Raw genomic sequence first — 22,537 nt, forward strand, 5'->3', positions numbered from 1 at the left:
CACACGGGCCGGACGACAAAGTATAGGAATGGTCCTCTTCCCCCGAACAGTCGAGAATTCCTAAGGCGGCTTCGAAGTCTTCGAAACTGGCCGCATGCCTGCCCTTAGGGCGCAGCGTCCGGTGCGCCCCATTCGGCGACATACCGGATAAAGTCCCGCGTATAGGCCGGGAGCGCCTTCTGGCTCCGCACGACAATCCGCTGCTCGCGCCGGGCCCATGGCTCATCCAGGGTGACCCCTTCCACCACCCCTTGCTCAATCAGGGGACCCGCTACGGAACGTGGCACGAGGGAGATGCCGGCGCCTTCCTGTACGCAACGCATGGCCGCGGCAAAGTCGGGTGCATGCACGCGAACGCGTGGCTTGATGCCGGCACGCGCGGCCATGTCATTGAGGAAGAGGAAATTGCTGCTCTTGCTGCCGACGGATACCAGGTCGTAAGCCAATGCCTGTGCAAGGGACATCTTGTCGAGCAGCCCGGACGGGTGGCGTGCCGGAACCACGAACATCAACTCATCGACGCCATATCGAATGAACTCCAGGCCCCGCATATCGATCGCGCCGGCCACCAGTCCGACGTCCGCCCGGTCCTCGATCACTGCCCGCACGCTGTCCTCGCTGAGGTGCTCCTCCAGGTCGACATTGACGTTCGGGTACGCCGCCAGGAACCGGCTAAGCGCCGCGGGCAGGCTGGCCATGGTGCTGCTGTTCGCGTAGACACGGATATGCCCTTCAATGCCGTCGGTATGGCGCCGCATGTCCGACTGCAAGCGTTCGACGTTCTCCATGATCGCCTCGGCATAGTGCTGTACCGTCTCGCCCGCCGGCGTCAGGGCCATGCCCTTCTGCGTCCTGTTGAACAACGGGACGCCCATCGCCTGTTCGAGGTTCTTGAGGCGGTAGCTGGCCGAAGGCGCCGTCAAATGCATATCTGACGCTCCTGCCGTCACGCTCTTGGCCTGCGCAATGGCGAGGAATACTCGCAGATCGGTGAGTTCGAAACGCACGCTTGTCTCCGTTGCCCGACAGTTCCTGGGGATGTTTAGAGGAATTCTAACGACACCCCAGGAGCTTTCGACTGGTGTCCTTGCAGGGTCCGATTCTATATTTCGGCTCGTCACGGCAGCTACCGCTGTGCTATGCGAGAAATAATCGGAGACCAACATGACTATATTCTTCCGCAGGATCGCCAGCGCGCTGGGCAGCGCCGCGACACTCCTGGCCTGGGCGTCCCCGTCAGTGGCGCAGACAGACTACCCGGTGCGGCCTGTCCGACTCATCGTTCCGTACCCCGCTGGCGGGCCGACGGACACCTTCGCCCGATCGCTGGCTGCAAGCTGGGGCCGCAAGCTGAACACCTCGGTGGTTGTCGAGAACAAGTCGGGGGCCGGCACGATAGTCGGCACCGAGCTCGCGGCGAAAGCGGCACCGGACGGCTATACGTTGCTGCTGACCACTGTCGCGCATGCCGTGAACCCAAGCATTCACGCCAGCCTGCCGTATCGCACGATCGAGGACTTTGCGCCAGTCGGGCTGGCGGCTCGTGCGCCGCTGGTGCTGGTCGTGAACAAGGGCGTCCCGGCGAAAACACTGCCGGAATTCTTCGCTTATCTGAAGTCGCGTCCCGGCCAGGTCAACTATGGCTCAGCCGGAGTTGGCAGTGCCCCGCATCTCGCCGGGGAACTGCTGAACTACACGGCAGGAACGAAAGCGGTCCACGTCCCATATCGGGGGAGCGCGCCTGCCATGGCCGATCTTATCGGTGGCCATGTCGAATTCATGATCGACAGCGCACCGACAGGGCTGGCGCAGGTGCGCGCGGGAACGGTGCGATTGCTGGGAACGTCGATGGGAAAACGCCTGCCGCAGACCAGGGAGACGCCGGCGATTGCGGAAGCCGTGTCAGGCTATGAGGCGTACACCTGGAACGCGGTATTCGTGCCAGCCCGAACACCGTCGGCAGTTGTCCAGAAGCTGGTCTCGACACTTGGCGATGCACTCAGCGATCCCGCCCTGCAAAGCAAAGCCTTCGAACTCGGATTGCAGCTGGAGACGCAGCCTACACCAGCGGGGCTCGACCAGTTCCTGCGCGCGGAACTGGAGAAGTGGAAGCGGGTGGCCGTCGCCACGAATATGAAAGCCGACTGAGCGAAACCCGCGCAGGCCAGCGCCGGAACCAACCATCAGGAATACGGAGAAGCCATGAACGCCTATCAACTTTGTCCGCAACGCTACTTTGAGGATTTCGAACTCGGAGAGCACTTCAACCTGCCGTCCCGCACCATGACCGACGCGCTGTTCGCGGCGTTCCAGCTGGCAAGCGGGGACAACCATCCGGTTCACTACGACGTCGAGTACTGCCGTGCTCTCGGCATGCCGCACATGCTGGCGCACGGCTTCCAGGTCGTGATCCAGACTGCCGCGGGGGCGGGCCTGTTTCCCCATATGGTCGAGGAGTCCCTGAAGGGCTTTATCGAGCAGAGCAGCCGCTTCCTCGCGCCTGTCTATGTCGGCGATACGTTGTACTGCCGCCTCACCGTCACCGAGCTGGTTCCCGGTCGTACGACCGGCGTGCTGGCGATGCGGTCGGAGGTGCGAAACCAGAACGACGTCTGCGTCATGGAGGGTACGCAAAGGTACTTGCTGCGCAAGCGTGTGCCGGGCAGCAGCGGGGACTGACGGGAGGTCAGCCTCCGCTGCCGGTCAGGACCGTCAGGCTGCCTGGGCCACGGGCAGGCAGACCCTCAGCAGCGTCTGCAAGCGCAGCTTGTCGAGGTGCCGGCCGATAAATACGAACTTGCTTTGCGCGGCCTCCGCGCCCCACGCATCGGCGGGATGAAAATCCATCAGCCGGTGCACGGCTTGCAGCACGTAGCGGCGGTCATCGCCCTCCACGGCCACGATCCCCTTCATCCGGAACACATCGTCCCCTTGCGCCGCGAGCAGTGCCTTCAGGCCGTGCTCCAGGCGCTGGCGGTCGAACGGCTGGTCGAACACCAGCGATACGGACGTCACCGACGGATCGTGGCGGTGGCCGTGCGCGTCGTCATCGTGCACGTGGTCGCAATGCTCGTCGCATACGTGGTCGTGATGGTCGTGGTCGTGCGCATGTTCGTGGTGGTCAGCGTGCGCGTCCGCCTGGATCGTGCCCGTGGTAAAGCCGCCGATGCCGAGGATCTTGCCCAGGTCCACCTGTGCAAAGTTTGAGCGCAGGATCTGCGCACCCTCATTCAGGCGGTGGATGCGTGCCTCCAGCCTGTCTAGCTGCGCGGCGTTCACCAGGTCGGTCTTGTTGAGGATCACGCGGTCGGCCGCCACGATCTGGTCGACGGCCTGGTTGTCGAAGCCGGTCAGTTGGGGATCATCGAGGTGGCTCTCGATATGCACCGCGTCCACCAGCGTCAGGATGCCGTCGAGCGTGACCTGCTTGGCGACTTCGTTGTCCATGAAGAAGGTGGCCGCCACCGGCGTGGGATCGGCCAGGCCGCTGGTCTCGACCAGGATATGGTCGAAGCGCTCGGGCTGCTCCAGCAGCTTCTGCAGGATGCGCACGAGGTCGGTGCGCACATCGACCACGCAGCAGATGCAGCCGTTGGTCATCTGGTAGATCTCTTCGTCGGAGGTCATCACCAGGTCGGAATCGACATCGACCTCGCCGAACTCGTTCTCGATCACGGCGATGCGGTGGCCATGCTTCTGCGTCAGGATGTGGTTGAGCAGCGTCGTCTTGCCCGAGCCGAGGAAGCCGGTAAGGATGGTGACCGGGACGGGCGGTTGTTGTGCGACGGCAGGTGCGTTCATGTTGTCTCCTGATTGGGTACTGCGTTCCCCGCTATCGCGGGGCGAAAGTTCTCTAGTTCTCTTCAGGCGGTAGCCACGTTGGGGCGCAAGCCTTGCCAGCGTTCCACCAGCCCGTCGTGCGGCACGTCGAACAGGTCCAGCACGCGCCCCACGGTGTGGTTGACGATGTCGTCCACTGACTGCGGATGTGTGTAGAAGGCCGGCACCGGCGGCACCACGATGGCGCCCATCTCGGTCACCGTGGTCATGTTGCGCAGGTGCACCAGGTGGAAGGGCGTCTCGCGCGCCAGCAGCACCAGCCGGCGGCGCTCCTTGAGCATCACGTCGGCGGCGCGGGTGACGAGGTTGTCGGCAAGCCCGGTGGCGATGGCGGCCAGCGTGCGCATGGAGCACGGCGCCACTACCATGCCGTCGCAGCGGAACGAGCCGCTGGCGATGGTGGCGCCGATGTCGCGCACGTTGTGCACCACGTCGGCCATGGCTTCGAGCTGCGGGCGCTGCAATCCCAGTTCATGGTGCGCGGTCAGCAGGCCGGACGGCGAGCAGACCAGGTGGGTCTCCCAGCCGTCCAGTGCCGACAGTGCCTGCAGCACGCGCACGCCGTACACCGCGCCGCTGGCGCCGGTAATGGCCACCACCAGGCGTTGCTTGCGGGTCATGGGGTGGCGCCTTCCTTCGCTGCCTTCTCAGCCAGTGCCTGCAGCACTTGCTCCGGCTTGATCGGGTAGTGCCGGAAGCGCACGCCGATGGCATCGAACACCGCATTGGCAATCGCCGGCCCGATCGCGACGATCGGGTCCTCGCCCACCCCCTTGGCGCCGAACGGGCCGCCGGGGTCGGGGGCCGCTTCCAGGATCACCGTGTGGATGGGTGGCATGTCCATCGCCAGCGGCATCTTGTAGTCGACGAAGTTGGCGTTGAGCGAGCGCCCGGTGCGCATATCGATCTGGTAGTCCTCATACAGCGTATGGCCGATGCCTTGCTGGATGCCGCCTTCGATCTGCCCTGCGGCAGCCACCGGGTGGATCACCTTGCCGACGTCATGCACAGGCAACACCTGCTGCACGGTGATGAAGCCGGTTTCGGTATCGACCGCCACCTCGACAAAATGCGCGGCGAATGAATACGACTTGGTCGGGTGATAGGTGGCGGTGCCCACCAGCTGCGCGGCGGGGATGCCCTTGCGCGGCATCACGGCCTCGCGCACGGTCAGGGTCGGGCCGTCGCGGTCGCGCACGGCGATCACGCCGGCGGTCAGTGTCAGGGCCTCGGGCTCGCATTCCATCAGCTTGGCCGCGCGATCGAACAGCTGGCGCTTGATCTCGCCCGCCGCCATCTGCGCGGCCTTGCCCACCATATAGGTGGTGTGGCTGGCAAAGGCGCCGATGTCCCAGGGCACCACGTCGGTATCGCCGTGCACGACCGCCACCGCTTCGAACGGCAGGGTCAGTTCTTCTGCAACGATCTGGGCGAGGGCGGTATGCGCACCGGTACCCAGCCCGGCCGCGCCGGTCAGCAGCACCACGGTGCCATCCTCGTTCATCTTGATGATGGCGTTGCCCTGCTCCTTGATGCCGGGATAGGCGCTGCTGCCGTGCATTTCGCAGCCCAGGCCCCAGCCGGTGCGGATCGGGCCGTTGGTGTCGCGCGGGCGCCGGCGCAGCGCGGGCCAGTCGACCAGTTCCATGCCTTTCTCGATGCAGGCCTCCAGGCCGTGCCCGATCAGCGGATGGTTGGACGGCGCAATGTCGCCTTCGCGCACGGCGTTCTTCAGCTTCAGCCCGGCGGGGTCCAGGCCCAGGTGCTCGGCGGCCTCGTCCATCTGCACGTCGAGCGCGTAATAGGTCTGGACCACGCCATAGCCGCGGAAGGCGCCGGCGATGGGGCTGTTGGTGTAGACGCAGCGGCCTTCGAGCAACACGTTGTCGCAGCGGTACAGCGAGACCATGGCGGCGGTGCCGACATTGGTCACACCCGGGCCATGCGAGCCATAGGCGCCGGAGTTGAACACCACTTTGGCCTGGCGCGCGGTGATGGTGCCGTCGTTGCGGAAGCCTTGCTTGAGCCAGATCTTCGCCGGATGGCGCGTGCGCCCGCCGAGGAAGGTTTCCTCGCGCGTGTATTCCATGCGCACCGGGCGGCGCGTCTCGCGCGCCAGCAGCGCGCACAGGAACTCCTGCTGGAATAGGTCCTGCTTGGCGCCGAAGCCGCCGCCCATGTGGTCGACCAGCACGCGCACCTTGTGCAGCGGCAGGCCCAGCACCTCGGCCATGATGCCGCGCACCATGAAGGCGGTCTGGGTGGAGATCCACACCGTCAGGTTGCCGTTGCCGTCCCAGCTGGTGGTGCAGACGTTGGGCTCCATGTAGGCGGGGGTGGGGCGGCCGCCTTCGTAGATGCCTTCGAGGATGAAGTCCGCCTCGGCAAAGCCCGCTTCGACGTCGCCGCGCTTGATGATCACCGGCGGCAGCACCAGGTTGCCGCCGGGTTCGCGGTCGTGGATGCGCGGGGCGTCGGAGCGCTCGGCGTCCTCGGTGGTGAAGACGGCGGGCAGCGTTTCGTACTCGACTTCGATCAGCTCGACCGCGCGCTCGGCGATCTCTTCGCTGATGGCGGCCACCGCGGCGACGCCTTCGCCCCAGTAGCGCACCTTGTCGTCCAGGATGTACTGGTCGCAGGTCACCGAGGCGGAGCGCGGGTGGGGCGAGCCGGCGTGCAGCACGCGCGGCACGTTCTCATGGGTCAGCACGGCTTTGACGCCTGGCAATGCCAGCGCACGCGAGGTGTCGATGCGGTGGATTTTCGCGTGCGCGAGGTTGCAGCGCTTCATCTTGCCGAACAGCAGGCCGGGGAAGGGCATGTCGGCAACGTATCTGGCGTTGCCGGTGACCTTGTCGAGCAGGTCGGTGCGCTTGACGCTGTGTCCGATCACGGCGTGGGTCATCATGCCTCCTCGCTGGCGCGGGCCTTGCAGCCCGCGAATTCCATGGCCTCGGCGGTCCTCTCGATGGCCTCGATGATCTTGGTGTAGCCGGTGCAGCGGCAGATATTGCCGGCAATGGCAAAGCGGATTTCGTCGCGCGTGGGACGCGGGTTCTCGTCCAGCAGCGCCTTGGCCATCACCACGAAGCCCGGCGTGCAGAAGCCGCACTGCGCGGCGCCGCACTGCATGAACTGCTCCTGGATCGGGTGCACGGTGTCGGGCGCGGGCTGCACGCCTTCGATGGTGGTGATGTGGCAGCCGTGCGCTTCGGGCGCCAGCACCAGGCAGGAATTCATCGGCTGGCCGTCGATGATGACGGTGCATGAACCGCATTCGCCCACGTCGCAGCCCTTCTTGGTGCCGGTCAGGCAGGCGTCGTTGCGCAGGGCGTCGAGCAGCGTGCCGTGCGGTTCCACCGCCAGTTCGCGCGGTTCGCCGTTGATGACGAGTTCGATTATCTTTCGCATGTTGCGGCCTCCAGGGCTTGTTCCAGGGCGCGGCGGGTCAGCACGCTGACCATCTGCCGCCGGTAGGCTTCGCTGGCGCGCACGTCGCTGATGGGGCGCGCTTCGCCCATGGCGGCGTGCGCGGCCTGCAGGACCAGGGCGTCCGTCACGCGCTGGCCGCGCAGCACCTGCTCGGCACGCACGGCGCGTACCGGGGTCGGGCCGACCGCTGCCAGCACGATGCCGACCTCGGCGCAGTGGCCGTTCTCGACTGTCAGTGATACCGCCACGCCGACGGTGGCCAGTTCCATCTGCACGCGGCGGCCATGCTTGAGGTAGACCTTGCCGGTGTGGGGGCGCGGCGCCGGCACGGTGATGCGGGTGACGATCTCGTCCGGCGCGATGGCGGTCTTGCCGACGCCGGTGACGAAGTCCTCGACGCGCAGCTCGCGCGAGCCTGACAGGCCATACAGGTGTACCGAAGCACCGTCCGCCACCAGCGGCGCGATCGAATCGGCCGACGGTGACGCGCGGCAGACGTTGCCCACCACGGTGGCGCGATGGCGCACCTGGATTGAGGCGAAGTCCGTCACGGCTTTCGCCAGGCTGGCGTAATGGCGCTGCACGAAGCCCGAGGTCTCCACCGCGCGCGTGGTCACCAGCGCGCCGATGCGCAGGCCGTTGACGGGGTCGAACGTCAGCACGTCCATGCCCGGGATCTTCTTGATATTGATCACCTGCTCGGGCTTGCGCACGGACTCCTTGATCTGGACCAGCAGGTCCGTGCCGCCGGCCAGCACGCTGGCCTTGCCGCCGCACCGGTGCAGCATGGCCGAGGCTTCCGCCAGCGTTGCCGGTTCGAAATATTCAAACGCTCTCATTGCTCCTCCTGGTCTGTGCCATCGGCGTCTGCCTGTCGTGTGGGGCGCGCACCGTTGAAGTCATCATGGGCGGATGGGCTTCATCGGTAAAGACCCGGAAACGGATTAATTGATCGTGTTACCCTCTGAATCAGACGCGCCGGCCAATCTGGCAAGACAAGTGCGCACCCCGACATCCCGGAGGTAGACAACGTGCCAAACATCAGCAACATGAACGTGTCGCTGCGCCAGCTGCGCGCGTTCATCGCCGTGGCGCAGGAGCGCCACTTCACCCGCGCGGCCGAGAAGCTGGACCTGTCGCAGTCGTCGGTCAGCGCGCTGATCCACGAGCTGGAAGGCAACCTCGGCCTGAAGCTGTTCGACCGCCACACGCGCCAGCTGCACATCACGCAGGCGGGCGCGGAGCTGCTGCCGCTGGTGAAGAAGGCGGTGGCCGATATCGACAGCGTGATCGAGAACTCCAGCGAGCTGCGCACGCTGGGGCGCGGGCGCGTGTCGATCTCGGCGTCGTCGATCCAGGCCGCGCTGATGCTGCCGCGCGTGATCCGCGAGTTCTGCGTGAGCCATCCCGGCGTGAAGGTGGAACTGCACGACGTGTCCGAGCATGAGGTGACCAAGATGGTCAGCTCGGGCGAGGTGGATTTCGGCATCGGCACCATTCCCGAGGGCCAGCCCGACCTGAGCGCCCACCGGCTGATGTCCGATCCCTTCGTGATCGTGATGCCGGCGCATCATCCGCTGCGGCGGCGCAAGACGCTGCGCTGGGAAGACGTGGCGGGCCTGCCCGTGATCGGGCCGCACAAGGGCAACCCGATCCGCGACTGCCTGGATACCGCGCTGGCCGCGCGCGGCATTTCGCTGCAGCGGGTGCACGAGGTGTTCCTGCCGCTGACCATGGTGGGCATGGTGGATGCCGGGCTGGGCATCGCGGTGATGAGCGCGGCGGTCACGCGGCTGACTTCCGCGCTGGGGCTGGCCACGGTGATGCCGACCGATCCGGTGATCCACCGCGAGATCTCGCTGCTGGTGCACGCGGACCGGTCGCTGTCACCGCCGGCCCAGGCTTTCCGCGACCTGCTCATGCGCTATCGCGCCAAGCTGGCCGACGCAGCCTGACTACGTCATGCCGGCTCCTTCGCCAGCCCGTGGGCCTGGGGGGCCGGCGAGCGGGCGTTGAACAGCAGGTTCAGCAGCACCGCGGTCAGCGTGCCGAGCAGGATGCCGTTCTGGCAGAACTTGGCCAGCAGCTCCGGCATCTGCGCGAAGAACTTGTCCGACACCAGCGGGATCATGCCCAGCGCTACGCTGACGGCGACGATATAGGCGTTCTTCTTGTTCTCGACAAAGTCCACATGGCCGAGGATGCGCACGCCGGTGGCGGCCACCATGCCGAACATCACCAGCGCGGCGCCGCCCAGCACGTATTGCGGGATCGAGGCGGCAAAGAAGGCCAGCTTGGGCAGGCAGCCCAGCACGATGAGGATGCCGCCGGCGGTGGCGCAGACCCAGCGGCTGCGCACGCCGGTGACCTGCACCAGCCCCACGTTCTGCGCGTACGAGGTGTAGGTGAAGGTGTTGAACACCGCTCCCACCAGCGCGCCCACGCCGTCGGCACGCAGGCCGCGCGCGAGGTCGTCGCAGCCCACCGGGCGGCCCACGATCTCGCCTAGCGCCAGGAACTGGCCCACGCCCTCGATCATGATCACGATCATCACCACGCACAGCGTGACCGCGGTCATGGCATCGAAGGTGGGCCAGCCGAAGTGGAAGGGCGTGATGAACTCCACCCAGTGCGCGTTGTGCAGGCCGTCGAAGTTGACCTTGCCCAGCGACAGCGCGATCACGAAGCCCACCGCGATGCCGATCAGCACCGCCACGTTGCACAGGAAACCCCTGGCAAAGGCCACCAGCGCCAGCACCGTGCACAGCACAGCGGTGGCGATGGCGATGTTCACCGGCAGGCCGAAGTTGGGATTGGGCACGGGGCCGGCCGCCGTGTTGATGGTCGGGTTGCCGCCCGCCGCCCAGTTGATGCCGACGCGCATCAGCGAGACGCCGATCACCAGCACCACCGTGCCGGTCACTACCGGCGGGAACCAGCGCACCATCTTGCCGACATAGGGCGCGGCAATGTAGGTGAAGATGCCCGCCACCATCACCGCGCCGAACACGGCCGGCAGGCCCAGCGACGGATTGGAGCCGGTGGCGATGATCGGTGCGATGGCGGTGAAGGTGACGCCCATCATCACCGGCAGGCGGATGCCGACCTTCCAGATGCCGATGCTCTGGATCATCGTCACCAGGCCGCAGCAGAACAGGTCCGCGGCGATCAGGAAGGCCACCTGGTCCTTGGGCAGCTTGAGGGCGCCGCCGATGATCATCGGCACGGCAATGGCGCCGGCATACATCACCAGCACGTGCTGCAGGCCAAGGGCCAGCAGGCGGGTCGGGGGCAGGACCTCGTCGACGGGATGCACGGGGGCATTCCCTTGCGTAGGCAGGGTGGAATTCATACTGTCTCCTTTGGTCGGTACCACGCCGGTCGCGCATTGCGCTCACGTGTCGCCAAGGTCGCCGGCAGTTTCCTTTCCGGGATGGTCAGTGGCCATCCTTCTCGTGCGATGCCCGCGCCTGTCCTGTCTTGTCAGTCCAGCATGACAGCGGCGGCGGGAAGGTACAACGTTCGCGGCGGATTTATCGATCGGGTGAAACGATGAGTCCGCCAGTTTCAGCGGGTTATCCCTTACGGCACGTGGGAGCCCGCGCGTTCCAGCCGCTTCAGCAGTGCTGCCGCGCGCTCCATCGCGGCAGGGTCGATGCGAGCGCGGATACCGTCGAAGGCAGGTCCGCGCGTGGCGTCCAGTCCCATGCGTGATGTGGTGCCCACACCCGAGGCCGAGGGGTCGAGTGCGCTGCCAGGCAGGCCGTCGACCACCACCACGTCCAGGTGCGGTTGCAGGTGCGTGGCCATCGCCCACAGCACTTCTTCATCGCGGGTGATGTCGACGTCCTCGTCCACCGCGACCACCGTCTTCAGGTACGGATCCCAGCCGAGCAGGCCCAGCATCACCTGGCGCGCCTCGCCTGGGCGGCTCTGGCGCAGCGCCACGTAGGCGTGGAAGTGCGTACCGGAGCTGGGGTAGTGCACGGCGGTGACGCCGGGGAAGCGCTCCCTGAGCTTGTCGACCATCTCCGATTCGCGCGGGATGCGGCCCAGGTTCAGGTGTTCGGCCGAGTTGCCGCCGACCACGTCGACCAGCCATGCATCGGTGCGGCGCATCACGCTTTCCACGCGCAGCAGGTTGTTGGTCGAGCGGTCCGACGAATAGCCGGTGAATTCACCGAAGGGGCCTTCGTCGACGCGCGCGTCGGGATCAATCACGCCTTCAAGCACGATCTCCGCATGCGCCGGCACCAGGATGCCGTGGCGCGGCGTGCGTACCGCTTCCAGCGGCGCGCCGAACAGGCCGCCGGCAACGTGGCGCTCGTCCACGCCGTAGGGCAGCCGCGCAGCGCCGGCCAGCATGAACAGCGGATGCGCGCCGATCACCATGGCCACCGGCAGCGGCCGGCCCAGTTCGGTGGCGCGCTGCTGCATGCGCCACAGGTGCCCGCGCGAATGCAGGCTGGTGGCGATCTCGGTCGGCGAGTGCAGCATCGAGCGGTGGTAGCTGGCGTTGCCGATGCCGGTGTCGGGGTCTTCCGCGATCAGGATCGCGTTGGTGATGTATGGGCCGCGGTCGGTGGCGAAGTGCTTGATCGCCGGGATCGTGCGCAGGTCGATGTGTTCAGTCTCGACATGGCCGGTGACGGCGCCGCTGTCCAGCACGCGCGGCGCCACCATGCGGCGGCTGCGGGTCTGGTATTCGCCATGGATGCCGGCGGGCGCCACGCCGCCCAGCATGCGCCCCACGCGCTCGCGCGAGGCGAAGAGGTTGGTCGCCAGCGACGTGCCCAGCCCTTCGACATGGTCGAACAGCAAGGCCGGATGGCGGCCCTGCGCGGCCAGCGCCCACACCAGTGCGGTCGGGTCCTGGTCCGCGCCGACCGGCTCGCGGATATGCAGCACGTCTTCGGGAAAGGCCTCGCGGTAGGCGGCCAGGAACTGGTGGAAGTCCTGCGAGGTGTCGTGAAAGGGCTTGCGCGCCGATGCCGCTGAGGCGAAGGGCGCTGAGGGTGAGTTCATGGATCGGCTCCTGTGGTCAGGGTTGGCCAGGGCGAAGGCTGCCCCGGCGGCCGGGAGTGCTCCCGGCCGCCGTGCCGTGCCTGCCTGCCGAACAGCTAGCGACTACATGTCAGCGCGTGCTGGCGTACGTATCCTTCAGCCGCGCCAATGCCTCTTGCTGCGTCCTGGGCGGCGCCGTGGTCTCGATGCCGACCAGCCGGGCGATGTTGTTGCCCATGTAGTCCTCCAGCCCGTCCTCGTCCAGGTCCATGCCCTGCGGCGCGGGACCGCACAGCATCTCCAGCTCGCGCAGCCACATGCCGGGCTCGTTGGGCGGGGTGTCGGTGCCGAACACGATCTTGTCGCGCGGCAGCTGGCGCGCGAACTCGACGATGCGCGACTGGAAGCACCAGCCCGATTCGCAATACACGTTGGGCGTGTCCATTGCCATCCAGAAGGCCTCGAACGAGTAGTTGCCGCCGGTCTGGATGCCGAAGTGGCCGATGATGAAATTGACCATCGGGAATTCGCGGATGATCGGGTAGAACATCGTCGGGATGGTGTACGGGCCGTCGCCGGTGTGGATCAGCACCACCACGTTGTACTTGGCGCAGACCTTCATCGCCGGGCGCAGCCAGTCCAGCGCGCGGTCGGGGCGGTAGCCGTGCATGTTGGCATGCAGCTTGAGCATCTTGAAGCCGTATTCCTTGACGTGGAATTCCAGCTCCTGCGCGCCTTCTTCCGGGCCCCAGCGCGGGTTGAAGGTGAAGTTGCCGATAAAGCGGTCGGGGTACTTCTGGCAGAGCTCCGCGATGTAGGCCATGTAGTCGCGGATGCCTTCGCGCCCGCGGCGGTTGCCGTCGCGGTAGCCGGTGTTGCCCGGCGGCGGCTGGATAAAGCCCATGTCGATGCGGCGCGGCTTGCCGTTGATCATGTAGGGGCCGTCCATCATCTTGAGCATGCGCTCGCCGTTGAAGGGCTCGCCGGTGTGGCGCCAGGCCTCGTCGACGAGATTGGTCGGGTGCAGATGGGTATCGATAATCATGTTGTGTGCTCCGGAGTCCGTTGTCGGTGGCGCGGGCCTGTGCGCTTACGCGGCCAGGCGTGCTTTCGCTTCTTCGAGCGTGCGCGGGACCGGCGTCGGTTCCAGGCCGATCATCCGGGCGACGTTGTTGCCGAGGTAGTCTTCCAGCGTGTCTTCATCCAGGTTCAGGCCCTGCGGCGGCTCGAAGCACAGCACTTCCAGCAGGCGCAGCCACATGCCGGGCTCGTTGGGCGGGGTGTCGGAGCCGAACAGGATCTTGTGCTTGGGCAGCACCTTGGCGAACTCGACGATGCGCGACTGCAGGCACCAGCCCGATTCGCAGTACACGTTGGGCATGTCCATGGCCATCTGGAACGGCTCGAAGCAATACACGCCGCCGGTCTGCACGCCGAAGTGGGCCATGATGAAGTTCACCGTCGGGAACTCCTTCATCATCGGCACCCATTCGGTCGGGATGCTGTAGGGGCCGTCGCCGGTATGCAGCTTGACCAGCACGCCCAGCTCGGCGCACTTCTGCAGTGCCGGGCGCAGCCAGTCGAGGGCGCGGTCCGGGCGGTAGGCATGCATGTTGGCCTGGAACTGGACCATCTTGAAGCCCAGCTTCCTCACGTAGTGCTCCATGGCGTTGACGCCGTTCTCGACGCCGCAGCGCGGGTTGTAGACGAAGCAGCCGATAAAGCGTTCCGGATACTTCTTCACCATCTCCGCGGTGTAGGCCATGTACGCGTCGATGGACTCGCTGCCTGACTTCACGCCGTCGGTGTAGGTGTAGATGGTGTTGCCCTGCGGGGGCTGGATAAAGGCTTTGTCGATGCGGCGCGGCTTGCCGTTGATGGTGAACGGGCCGTCCATCATCTGGATCAGGCGCTCGCCGGTGAACGGGTCGCCGTCGTGGCGCCAGGCCAGGTCCACCAGGTTGGTCGGATAACAGCTGGTGTCGATGATCATGGGAGATCCCCTAACAATGACTAGGTTGGACACGCATGCGGCGGGCGTGCGCGAACAACGCCGCGGGGCCGGCCTTGCATGCTGCTATCGGGAGTCTTTGTCAGGGGAGCTGTTGGACCACTGCGCCACCGACGAAACCCTCCGTCAGTGAGCAATCTCCAGTTGAACCTCGCGGCATTGCGCCGCTGCTGTCCAATCGACCGCTTCTACCCACGCGCTCTTTATACCTAGCGCGCAAGCGTTGCGTCAAGCGCATCATGTGTTGCGCCGCACGAACAGCGGGCGCACGTGCATTCCAACCATGGTACGAATCCGCTACATTGCATAAACCGTGGTGGCAGGCCCGCCGGCGCGGGGCAGGGAGAACTCGGGCCGATTGCTTTGAACGGGGTTTATCACGGGGAAGGGTGAAAAACATGCACGGCAACTATGCGGTGATGGCGGGGGCCATGCTGTCTGTTGCGCTGTCGATGGCGCTGGGCGGCTGCGGCGGGGATGGGGGCCAGACGGAGATGGTGTCGCCGACTGCGACGACCACGGCGGCCACGACAACAAAATACGGGGTCACGGAAACCACCACCAGCGCCACCACGCGCTGGGCACCGGCGCTGACCGATACCTGGCAGATCCAGCTGACCGGCAAGCTCAACACCAGCTATGCGGTGACTGCCTATGACTTCGACCTGTTCGATACGCCGCAGGCCACTATCGCTGCGCTCAAGGCCCAGGGCCGGCGCGTGATCTGCTATTTCTCCGCGGGCAGCTCCGAGGACTGGCGCCCCGACTACAACCAGTTTGCCGCCGCGGACATGGGCGCGCCGCTGTCGGGCTGGGCGGGCGAGCGCTGGCTCGATACGCGCTCGGCCAACGTGCGCCGCATCATGCAGGCGCGCATGGACCTGGCGGTCAGCAAGGGCTGCGACGCGGTCGATCCGGACAACGTCGATGGCTATACCAACAGCACCGGCCTGCCGCTGACGGCCGAGACCCAGCTCGACTACAACCGCTTCCTGGCGGCCGAGGCGCATGCGCGCGGGCTGGCGGTGGGGCTGAAGAACGATGTGGAGCAGGTGGCGGACCTGGCGGCGAGCTTCGATTTCGCCATCAACGAGCAGTGCTTCCAGTACCGGGAGTGCGGCGCCTATACGGCGTTCACGGGGCAGGGCAAGCCGGTGTTCCAGATCGAGTACGCCACCAAGTACAAGGACGCGGCCACGCGCGCCGGGCTGTGCGCCAAGGCGCAGGCCGCCAACCTGCGCACGCTGGTGTTGCCCAAGACCCTGAACGGCTCGTTCCGCTACGCCTGCGACGCCTGAGTGCCTGCGCCGGCGGGGGCGGCGCGTTCCAGCTCCCGCCAGGCCAGGTAGAGCCGGGTATCGAATTCCAGCTGGTGGTAGCGCGGCTCCATGTGTTCACAGAGCCGGTAGAAGGCCTTGTCGTGATCGCTCTCCTTCAGGTGGGCGAGCTCGTGCACGACGATCATGCGCAGGAATTCCGGCGGCGCTTCCTTGAACAGCGACGCCACGCGGATTTCCTTCTTGGCCTTGAGCTTGCTGCCCTGCACGCGCGAGATCGCGGTGTGCAGGCCCAGCGCACGCTGGGCCGAATCGAGGCGCGCATCGAAGCCGACCTTGTGCAGCGGCGGCGCGCTGCGCAGATATTCCTGCTTGATGTCCGTGGTGTACTCGTACAGCGCGCGGTCGGTCTGCACGGTATGGCGCCCGGGGTAACGGCGGGCGATATGGTCCCCGAGCCGGCCGGCGGCGATCAGCTCGCGCACCTGCTCCAGCACGCCGGGCGGGTAGCCGCCCAGGAAGCGCATCGGGTCCTTGCCGGCGGGGCGCCAGGTTTCCCTCACGGCAGTGGCCTGCTCAGTGGTGGTGATGGTGGTGCATCCAGCTGTTGTCCAGCGAGTTGACGAAGGACTCGACCGCGTCCTTGTCGCCGGTGGCGTGACGCATCATCTCGCCGCACTTGCAGAAGCCCTGGTACGGGGTGATGTGCGAGCAGGCCGACGTCTTCTGCAGGTACAGCGTGACGGGTTTGGTGCACTTCTTGCACTTGAACTTCAGGGTCAGGGCGGGTTTGCTCATGGCGATGGCTCGGGAAATCGGCGAAAAATCGAACCTGTCATTGTACCGGCCAGGGCGGAATCGAGCAGCGCTGCCTCAGCGCGCCGCGCCTGCCTGATACACTCCCGCCATTCCCGAACAACCCTCCAACACGCACCCATGGCACAGTACGTTTTCACCATGAACCGCGTGGGCAAGATCGTCCCGCCCAAGCGTCACATCCTGAAGGACATCTCGCTGTCGTTCTTCCCCGGCGCCAAGATCGGCGTGCTGGGCCTGAACGGCTCGGGCAAGTCCACGGTGCTCAAGATCATGGCCGGCCTCGATAAGGAAATCGAGGGCGAAGCCACGCCGATGCCGAACCTGAACATCGGCTACCTGCCGCAGGAACCGCAACTCAATCCCGAGCAGACCGTGCGCGAATCGGTGGAAGAGGCGCTGGGCGGCGTGTTCGAGGCGCGCAAGAAGCTCGACGAGATCTACGCGGCCTATGCCGAACCGGACGCCGACTTCGATGCACTGGCCGCCGACCAGGCCAAGTACGAAGCCATCCTGGCCGCCAGCGACGGCAACAATGTCGAACTGCAGCTGGAAATCGCCGCCGACGCGCTGCGCCTGCCGCCGTGGGACGCCAGGATCGAGCATCTCTCCGGCGGTGAAAAGCGCCGCGTGGCGCTGTGCCGCCTGCTGCTGTCGCGCCCCGACATGCTGCTGCTGGACGAGCCGACCAACCACCTGGATGCGGAATCGGTGGAATGGCTGGAACAGTTCCTGACGCGCTTTCCGGGCACCGTGGTGGCCGTGACCCACGACCGCTACTTCCTCGACAACGCCGCCGAGTGGATCCTGGAACTGGACCGCGGCCAGGGCATCCCCTGGAAGGGCAACTACAGCTCGTGGCTGGACCAGAAGGAAGCGCGCCTGAAGCAGGAAGAGGCCAGCGAATCGGCCCGCCAGAAGGCGCTGCACAAGGAGCTGGAGTGGGTGCGCCAGAACCCGAAGGGCCGCCAGGCCAAGTCCAAGGCGCGTCTGGCCCGCTTTGACGAACTGAACAGCCAGGACTACCAGAAGCGCAACGAAACCCAGGAAATCTTCATCCCGGTGGGTGAGCGCCTGGGCAACGAGGTGATCGAGTTCGACGGCGTGAGCAAGGGCTACGGCGACCGTCTGCTGATCGACAACCTCAGCTTCAAGGTGCCGCCGGGCGCCATCGTCGGCATCATCGGCCCGAACGGTGCCGGCAAGTCGACCTTCTTCCGCATGCTGACCGGCAAGGAACAGCCCGACAGCGGCGAGATCAAGATCGGGCCGACCGTGAAGATGGCCTTTGTCGACCAGAGCCGCGACGCGCTTGATGGCACCAAGACCGTGTTCGAAGAGATCTCGGGCGGCTCCGACATCCTGACGGTGGGCAGGTACGAAACGCCGTCGCGCGCCTATATCGGCCGCTTCAACTTCAAGGGCGGCGACCAGCAGAAGCAGGTCGGCACGCTGTCGGGCGGCGAACGCGGCCGCTTGCACATGGCCAAGACGCTGATTGCGGGCGGCAACGTGCTGCTGCTGGACGAACCGTCCAACGACCTTGACGTGGAAACGCTGCGGGCGCTGGAAGATGCGCTGCTGGAATTCGCGGGCTGCGTGATGGTGATCTCGCACGATCGCTGGTTCCTGGACCGGATTGCTACGCACATCCTGGCGTTCGAGGGGGACTCGCATGTGGAGTTCTTCCCCGGCAACTACCAGGAATATGAGGCGGACAAGAAGCGGCGGCTGGGTGAGGAAGGGGCCAAGCCCAAGCGGATTCGGTATAAGCCGATTGTGCGGTGAGCGTTGTGGAGGGGAGTTAATTCGTCGTTCGCGCTTTCGCGCGAATGGCGAATGGCGAATGGCGAATGACGCAGTGTTGTCGCAAGTCCTGCAGGACGGGAGGAGTGATGATGAAATCTGGCAGGTCTCCAGTTTCCCTATATCTGACGAAATCCGAAATCGCCGAGCTAAGGCGGAACAAGAAACGCATCTCAGACTTGGCTCGAAAGGCATTCAGCTCGATGAACCTGAAGGGCAAATAGAGCCCCTTGGGCCCGAGCGGCGCCAGCGGTGAGCAGACAGCGCTCGTGCCATAAGCAAAAGCCCCGACTCAAATGAGCGGGGCTTTCTGCTGAGTAATCCCTGCGACCATTCTTCGGCCTTCTACGGCATTCTCCTAGCCCGCTTTCACCAGCCTAACCCGCGTAATCTCCGACGGCGCCCCAAACCGCTTCGGCGGCCCCCAATACCCGGTGCCACGGCTGATATAGATCCACAGTGAACCATGCCGCACCAGTCCGGCGGTGTATGGCTGCTGCATCGGCACGAACAGGTTCCACGGCCAGAACTGGCCGCCGTGGGTATGGCCGGACAACTGCAGGTCGAAACCGGCTTCCGCCGCTGCGGCAGCGGTGCGTGGCTGGTGGGCCAGCAGCACGCGCGCGCCGGCGTGTGCCGGGGCGCCGGCGATGGCGCGGTGCGGGTCGCTGCGGTGGCTTTCGTGGAAGCGGCCGGCGGAGTAGTCGGTGACGCCGCCAAGTACCAGCGCGTCGCCGTCGTGCTGCAGCACCACATGTTCGTTCATCAGCACGCGCACGCCCAGGCGGCGCAGCTCAATGATCCACGGCTCCGCGCCGGAGTAGTACTCATGGTTGCCGGTGACGAAGTAGGTGCCGTGGCGCGCCTGCAGCCGGGCCAGCGGCGCGGTGTGGGCGGATAGTTCGCGCACGGTGCCGTCGACCAGGTCGCCGGTGATGGCGACGGCGTCGGCCTGCAGGCTGTTGACGCGGTCGACGATGCGGTCGAGGTAGGGCCGCTTGATGGTGGGCCCGACATGGATGTCGCTGATCTGGGCGATGGTGAAACCATGCAGGGCGTCGGGCAGGCCGGCCACGGGCACGTCGACTTCGACCACGCGCGCCAGCCGGCGGGCATTGATATAGCCGGCCAGCGTGACCAGCAGCGCCAGCAGCGGCACCGCCACCGCACTGCCCGCGGACAGGCCGGGCGCGTGCCAGCCGAGCAGTTGCCCGGCCAGCCAGGCCGCCGCCAGCGCCACGTCGCGTACCAGCGTCAGCACCAGCAGGGATGAGAAGAATCCCATTGCCAGCATGCCGATCCAGGAAACCAGGTCCGACCAGGGCTGGCTGACGCGCCGCGCCAGCAGCCCGGCCGGCAGCAGGGCGCAGGAGAGGGCCAGCCAGGCGACGGCCAATGCCTTGACCGCCATCGGCACCGGCATCGCCGGCAGCAGGCGCAGCCCGATATAGCCGTGCAGCAGGGCTGTCACGAGGGCGGCGGTCAGGATGGTGGTGCGTGGAGGCATGGGGGCGGGCCTGGGCGGAGTCTTCAAAGATGAGGCCGTGCGGGGCGGCTTCAAGGGCCGTTGTGGTGGCATCAGGCCAAGCAAGATGCACACCCGCCTTGCCTGCGCGCGTCGCAACGGCGCATTGCGGCTTGACATGGCCGCCTGCCGCCCCGACTACTTCTTTGTATGAAGGCCGCTGTCGATGGCCGCCGCGCATGCCCCATGCCACCGGCCACCGGCTGATCTGTCTTTTTTGGGACGGATCCTGAATGTTTTCGAATCAGATTGTTCGGCTTGGCGGCCTAATTTAGATTCGCGGGATGGGCCGTCTGTTGTGCAGCATCGTGCCCGCGGTGCCGGCCCGCCGGTGCAGGCGGCTTCCTCCCGGAGAAACCCATGTCTTTTCGCCTGAAGCAGACCAGCGCCCTGATCGCCGCGGCGTGGCTTGCATTTGCACCGCTCAGCCCGCAGGCCGCCACGCCGGCCAAGCCAGCGGCGACTGCCCTGGGCTGGCCGCGCAACTTCGACGCCGCCAACGATCACGTGGAGCTGTACCAGCCCCAGATCGAGACCTGGGACGGCAACCGGCTGTCCGGGCGCGCGGCGGTGGCGGTGGGCGAGAAGTCGGGTTCTCCGACCTACGGCGTGGTGCATTTCTCGGCAACCGGCGATATCGACAAGTCCTCAGGGCTGGTGCAACTGACCCGAATCACGGTGGACAGCGTCGAAGTGCCGACCCGGCCCGACGCCGCCGACCGGGTGCGCCAGGCGCTGGTGTCGCGCCTGCCGGCCAACGGGCTGACGGTGCCGCTGGACCAGCTGCAGGCCAGCTACGCGGTATCGCAGCAACTGGCCAAGGCTGGCCGCGTGGTGGTGCGCAATGACGTGCCCCAGATTCTTTTTGCCACCACGCCGACGCTGCTGGTGCTGGTCGACGGCGAGCCGGCCTGGCGCGCCGTGCCGGGCACGCAGTACGAACGGGCGCTGAACAGCCGAGCGCTGCTGCTGCGCGAATCCGGCGGCGAGCTGCACCTGAAGGCGGCCGGCTACTGGTATCGCTCCGAATCGGCCGGCGGCGCCTGGGAAGTGATGACGACCGTGCCCAAGGCGCTGGAGAGCGCGGCCACCAAGGCGGCGGCCGGCATGAAGCCCGACACGATGCTGCCGGCCGACGGCAAGCGGCCGGCGAGGGCGCCGGCGATCCTCTTTGCCACGCAGCCGACCGAGCTGGTCATGACCAGCGGCGCGCCGCAGATGACGCCGGTCAGCGGCGTCAGCCTGCTGACGATGTCCAATGCCGACCACGCGGTCTTTGTCGATCCGGGTGCCAACCAGTATTACGTGCTGGTCTCGGGCCGCTGGTTCCGCGCGCCGATGCTGACCGGGCCGTGGGAGTACGTGCCCGGCGCCCAGCTGCCGGCAGACTTCGCCAGGATCCCGGCGACCGACCCCAAGGCCAATGTGCTGGTCTCGGTGCCCGGCACGCCGCAGGCACGCGAGGCCGAGATCGCGGCGACCATTCCGCAGACCGCCACGGTGTCGCGCAGCAAGGCCAGCCTGGCGGTGGCGTATGACGGCGCGCCGCGCTTCACGCCGGTCACCGGCACCTCGCTCAGCTACGCGGTCAACAGCGGCACGCCGGTGATCGAGGTCGACAGCAGCCACTACTACGCGGTCGCCAACGGCGTCTGGTTCACGGCGCCGGCACCGTCCGGCCCGTGGCGTGTGGCCACCGAAGTGCCGTCGGCGATCTACACCATCCCGCCGACTTCGCCGGTGTACTACGTGACCTATGTGCGCATCTATTCGGTCACGCCGGAGACCGTGGTGGTGGGCTACACCCCCGGCTACATGGGCGTGGTGGTCAGCGCCGACGGCACGGTGGTGTACGGCACCGGCTATGTCTATCCGCCCTATGTGGGCGCGGTCTACTACGGCTACCCGGCCACCTATGGCTACGGCGCCGGCTTTGGCATCGGCATGGCCGAGGGCTTTGCCTTCGGCTTCGCCGCCGGTGCGTTCTGGGGCGCGGCGTCGCCGTACTGGGGCCCTTATTGGTGGGGCGGCGCGTACAACTGGAACTACGTCAACGTGAACCAGGCCAATTTCTACGGCCGCTGGGGCCAGGGCACCGTGACCCACGCCCAGGGCTGGAACGCCTGGACCGGCACCGAATGGCGCGGCACCGCCGGCGCCGGCTACGACCCGGCCACCGGGGCGCGCTACCAGGGCAGCCGCGGTGGGGCGTTCAATCCCTATTCCGGCAACTATGCGGCGGGCCGCCAGGGCTCGTTCGCCAATCCGTCGACCGGGCGCGAGGGCGCCGCGCGCGGCGGCGTGGCCGGCAACACCTACACCGGCAACTATGCCGCCGGCCGCCAGGCGGCGGGCTACAACGCGCAGACCGGCCGCGTCGGCGCGGCCGAAGCGGGTATTGCCGGCAATACGCAGACCGGCCAGCACACTGCCGGCAGCCGTGGCTTTGTCGCCAATCCGGACAAGAACAATGCGGTGGTGTGGAACAACGGCAACGTGTATGCCGGCCACGACGGCTCGGTGTACCAGCACACCGACAACGGCTGGCAGAAGCACACCCCCAGCGGCTGGGAACAGGTGCAGCCCGGCAACGACGCCACTGCGCGGCTAGAGCAGCAGCGCCAGGCGCGTGAGATCGGCCAGCAGCGTTTCCAGGGCACGGCCCAGCAGTGGCAGGGGCGCGGCGGTTGGGGCGGTTTTGGCGGCCGTGCCGGGGGTTTCCGCGGCGGCGGTTTCCATGGCGGGTTCCGCCGCTGAGACAGGGCCCTGGCAGCCCGCGCGGGTGCGGGCAAAAGCAAGTCGAAAGCAGTAAAGACGCCTACAAAA

General features: G+C 66.4%; 19 protein-coding genes. 6 read left to right on the top strand and 13 right to left on the bottom strand.

Going from position 1 to position 22,537, the window contains the following annotated elements:
- Positions 1–104 precede the first annotated feature (104 nt).
- Positions 105–1,007, bottom strand: coding sequence for a LysR family transcriptional regulator (locus I6H87_RS08935; protein WP_011616132.1), 903 nt, complete (start codon positions 1,005–1,007; stop codon positions 105–107).
- A 157-nt stretch (positions 1,008–1,164) separates the two neighbouring features.
- Here I6H87_RS08935 and I6H87_RS08940 point away from each other — a divergent pair, with 157 nt between their 5' ends.
- Both I6H87_RS08940 and I6H87_RS08945 read left to right on the top strand, forming a co-directional pair.
- The gene (locus I6H87_RS08940; RefSeq protein ID WP_010812284.1) at positions 1,165–2,148 is read left to right on the top strand and encodes a tripartite tricarboxylate transporter substrate binding protein; all 984 of its coding nucleotides are present in this window, start codon (positions 1,165–1,167) and stop codon (positions 2,146–2,148) included.
- A 54-nt stretch (positions 2,149–2,202) separates the two neighbouring features.
- Entirely contained in the window at positions 2,203–2,679 is a 477-nt protein-coding gene (locus I6H87_RS08945) for a MaoC family dehydratase (RefSeq protein WP_010812283.1), read from the top strand.
- Between the two features lie 33 nt (positions 2,680–2,712).
- On the opposite strand, the gene I6H87_RS08950 is transcribed toward I6H87_RS08945, so the two are convergent.
- The 5 genes from I6H87_RS08950 to I6H87_RS08970 form a co-directional block, all read right to left on the bottom strand.
- A complete protein-coding gene (locus I6H87_RS08950; protein ID WP_010812282.1) occupies positions 2,713–3,801 on the bottom strand; it encodes a CobW family GTP-binding protein in 1,089 nt (362 codons plus the stop codon).
- A gap of 62 nt (positions 3,802–3,863) precedes the next feature.
- On the bottom strand, positions 3,864–4,460 hold the full coding sequence (locus tag I6H87_RS08955) for a UbiX family flavin prenyltransferase (RefSeq protein WP_010812281.1): 597 nt from the start codon (positions 4,458–4,460) through the stop codon (positions 3,864–3,866).
- Entirely contained in the window at positions 4,457–6,745 is a 2,289-nt protein-coding gene (locus I6H87_RS08960; protein ID WP_010812280.1) for a xanthine dehydrogenase family protein molybdopterin-binding subunit, read from the bottom strand. Before I6H87_RS08960 ends, I6H87_RS08955 begins: the two co-directional genes overlap by 4 nt.
- The gene (locus I6H87_RS08965; protein ID WP_010812279.1) at positions 6,745–7,251 is read right to left on the bottom strand and encodes a (2Fe-2S)-binding protein; all 507 of its coding nucleotides are present in this window, start codon (positions 7,249–7,251) and stop codon (positions 6,745–6,747) included. The genes I6H87_RS08960 and I6H87_RS08965 overlap by 1 nt, the downstream gene beginning before the upstream one ends.
- Positions 7,239–8,111, bottom strand: a complete 873-nt coding sequence (locus I6H87_RS08970) for an FAD binding domain-containing protein (RefSeq protein ID WP_011616130.1) — start codon at positions 8,109–8,111, stop codon at positions 7,239–7,241. Before I6H87_RS08970 ends, I6H87_RS08965 begins: the two co-directional genes overlap by 13 nt.
- 192 nt (positions 8,112–8,303) lie before the next feature.
- Between I6H87_RS08970 and I6H87_RS08975 the strand changes: the two genes are divergently transcribed.
- Positions 8,304–9,227, top strand: coding sequence for a LysR family transcriptional regulator (locus I6H87_RS08975; RefSeq protein ID WP_010812277.1), 924 nt, complete (start codon positions 8,304–8,306; stop codon positions 9,225–9,227).
- A gap of 5 nt (positions 9,228–9,232) precedes the next feature.
- Here I6H87_RS08975 and I6H87_RS08980 read toward each other — a convergent pair whose 3' ends face one another.
- The 4 genes from I6H87_RS08980 to I6H87_RS08995 form a co-directional block, all read right to left on the bottom strand.
- Entirely contained in the window at positions 9,233–10,624 is a 1,392-nt protein-coding gene (locus I6H87_RS08980; protein WP_011616128.1) for a nucleobase:cation symporter-2 family protein, read from the bottom strand.
- A 230-nt stretch (positions 10,625–10,854) separates the two neighbouring features.
- A complete protein-coding gene (locus I6H87_RS08985; protein WP_010812275.1) occupies positions 10,855–12,297 on the bottom strand; it encodes a UbiD family decarboxylase in 1,443 nt (480 codons plus the stop codon).
- Positions 12,298–12,406: 109 nt separating this feature from the next.
- Positions 12,407–13,321: an amidohydrolase family protein gene (locus tag I6H87_RS08990; protein WP_010812274.1), complete on the bottom strand. Its 915-nt coding sequence runs from the start codon at positions 13,319–13,321 to the stop codon at positions 12,407–12,409.
- A gap of 45 nt (positions 13,322–13,366) precedes the next feature.
- Positions 13,367–14,269, bottom strand: a complete 903-nt coding sequence (locus tag I6H87_RS08995; RefSeq protein ID WP_011616127.1) for an amidohydrolase family protein — start codon at positions 14,267–14,269, stop codon at positions 13,367–13,369.
- A 416-nt stretch (positions 14,270–14,685) separates the two neighbouring features.
- Between I6H87_RS08995 and I6H87_RS09000 the strand changes: the two genes are divergently transcribed.
- On the top strand, positions 14,686–15,585 hold the full coding sequence (locus tag I6H87_RS09000) for an endo alpha-1,4 polygalactosaminidase (protein WP_010812272.1): 900 nt from the start codon (positions 14,686–14,688) through the stop codon (positions 15,583–15,585).
- Here the strand turns inward: I6H87_RS09000 and I6H87_RS09005 are convergent.
- Both I6H87_RS09005 and I6H87_RS09010 read right to left on the bottom strand, forming a co-directional pair.
- On the bottom strand, positions 15,567–16,091 hold the full coding sequence (locus I6H87_RS09005; RefSeq protein WP_011616126.1) for a M48 family metallopeptidase: 525 nt from the start codon (positions 16,089–16,091) through the stop codon (positions 15,567–15,569). The genes I6H87_RS09000 and I6H87_RS09005 overlap by 19 nt on opposite strands.
- A 49-nt stretch (positions 16,092–16,140) precedes the next feature.
- Positions 16,141–16,362, bottom strand: coding sequence for a hypothetical protein (locus I6H87_RS09010; protein ID WP_011616125.1), 222 nt, complete (start codon positions 16,360–16,362; stop codon positions 16,141–16,143).
- Between the two features lie 138 nt (positions 16,363–16,500).
- On the opposite strand from I6H87_RS09010, the gene ettA reads away from it, so the two are divergent.
- The gene (gene ettA, locus I6H87_RS09015) at positions 16,501–18,168 is read left to right on the top strand and encodes an energy-dependent translational throttle protein EttA (protein ID WP_010812269.1); all 1,668 of its coding nucleotides are present in this window, start codon (positions 16,501–16,503) and stop codon (positions 18,166–18,168) included.
- Positions 18,169–18,544: 376 nt separating this feature from the next.
- On the opposite strand, the gene I6H87_RS09020 is transcribed toward ettA, so the two are convergent.
- Positions 18,545–19,693 (bottom strand): metallophosphoesterase, encoded by a 1,149-nt coding sequence (locus I6H87_RS09020; protein WP_010812268.1) that lies wholly within the window; start codon positions 19,691–19,693, stop codon positions 18,545–18,547.
- A gap of 378 nt (positions 19,694–20,071) precedes the next feature.
- On the opposite strand from I6H87_RS09020, the gene I6H87_RS09025 reads away from it, so the two are divergent.
- Positions 20,072–22,468: a periplasmic protein gene (locus I6H87_RS09025; RefSeq protein WP_011616124.1), complete on the top strand. Its 2,397-nt coding sequence runs from the start codon at positions 20,072–20,074 to the stop codon at positions 22,466–22,468.
- The last annotated feature ends 69 nt before the right edge of the window (positions 22,469–22,537 follow it).

It is taken from the genome of Cupriavidus necator (assembly GCF_016127575.1).
Classification (GTDB): domain Bacteria; phylum Pseudomonadota; class Gammaproteobacteria; order Burkholderiales; family Burkholderiaceae; genus Cupriavidus; species Cupriavidus necator_D.

Coding starts and splice junctions, on each gene's coding strand:
- I6H87_RS08990 (WP_010812274.1), bottom strand. CDS start 13,321: ATGATTATCGATACCCATCTGCACCCGACCAATCTCGTCGACGAGGCC.
- I6H87_RS09025 (WP_011616124.1), top strand. CDS start 20,072: ATGTCTTTTCGCCTGAAGCAGACCAGCGCCCTGATCGCCGCGGCGTGG.
- I6H87_RS08955 (WP_010812281.1), bottom strand. CDS start 4,460: ATGACCCGCAAGCAACGCCTGGTGGTGGCCATTACCGGCGCCAGCGGC.
- ettA (WP_010812269.1), top strand. CDS start 16,501: ATGGCACAGTACGTTTTCACCATGAACCGCGTGGGCAAGATCGTCCCG.
- I6H87_RS09000 (WP_010812272.1), top strand. CDS start 14,686: ATGCACGGCAACTATGCGGTGATGGCGGGGGCCATGCTGTCTGTTGCG.
- I6H87_RS08945 (WP_010812283.1), top strand. CDS start 2,203: ATGAACGCCTATCAACTTTGTCCGCAACGCTACTTTGAGGATTTCGAA.
- I6H87_RS08940 (WP_010812284.1), top strand. CDS start 1,165: ATGACTATATTCTTCCGCAGGATCGCCAGCGCGCTGGGCAGCGCCGCG.
- I6H87_RS08960 (WP_010812280.1), bottom strand. CDS start 6,745: ATGACCCACGCCGTGATCGGACACAGCGTCAAGCGCACCGACCTGCTC.
- I6H87_RS08950 (WP_010812282.1), bottom strand. CDS start 3,801: ATGAACGCACCTGCCGTCGCACAACAACCGCCCGTCCCGGTCACCATC.
- I6H87_RS09020 (WP_010812268.1), bottom strand. CDS start 19,693: ATGCCTCCACGCACCACCATCCTGACCGCCGCCCTCGTGACAGCCCTG.
- I6H87_RS08980 (WP_011616128.1), bottom strand. CDS start 10,624: ATGAATTCCACCCTGCCTACGCAAGGGAATGCCCCCGTGCATCCCGTC.
- I6H87_RS08995 (WP_011616127.1), bottom strand. CDS start 14,269: ATGATCATCGACACCAGCTGTTATCCGACCAACCTGGTGGACCTGGCC.
- I6H87_RS08970 (WP_011616130.1), bottom strand. CDS start 8,111: ATGAGAGCGTTTGAATATTTCGAACCGGCAACGCTGGCGGAAGCCTCG.
- I6H87_RS08965 (WP_010812279.1), bottom strand. CDS start 7,251: ATGCGAAAGATAATCGAACTCGTCATCAACGGCGAACCGCGCGAACTG.
- I6H87_RS09005 (WP_011616126.1), bottom strand. CDS start 16,091: ATGCGCTTCCTGGGCGGCTACCCGCCCGGCGTGCTGGAGCAGGTGCGC.
- I6H87_RS09010 (WP_011616125.1), bottom strand. CDS start 16,362: ATGAGCAAACCCGCCCTGACCCTGAAGTTCAAGTGCAAGAAGTGCACC.
- I6H87_RS08985 (WP_010812275.1), bottom strand. CDS start 12,297: ATGAACTCACCCTCAGCGCCCTTCGCCTCAGCGGCATCGGCGCGCAAG.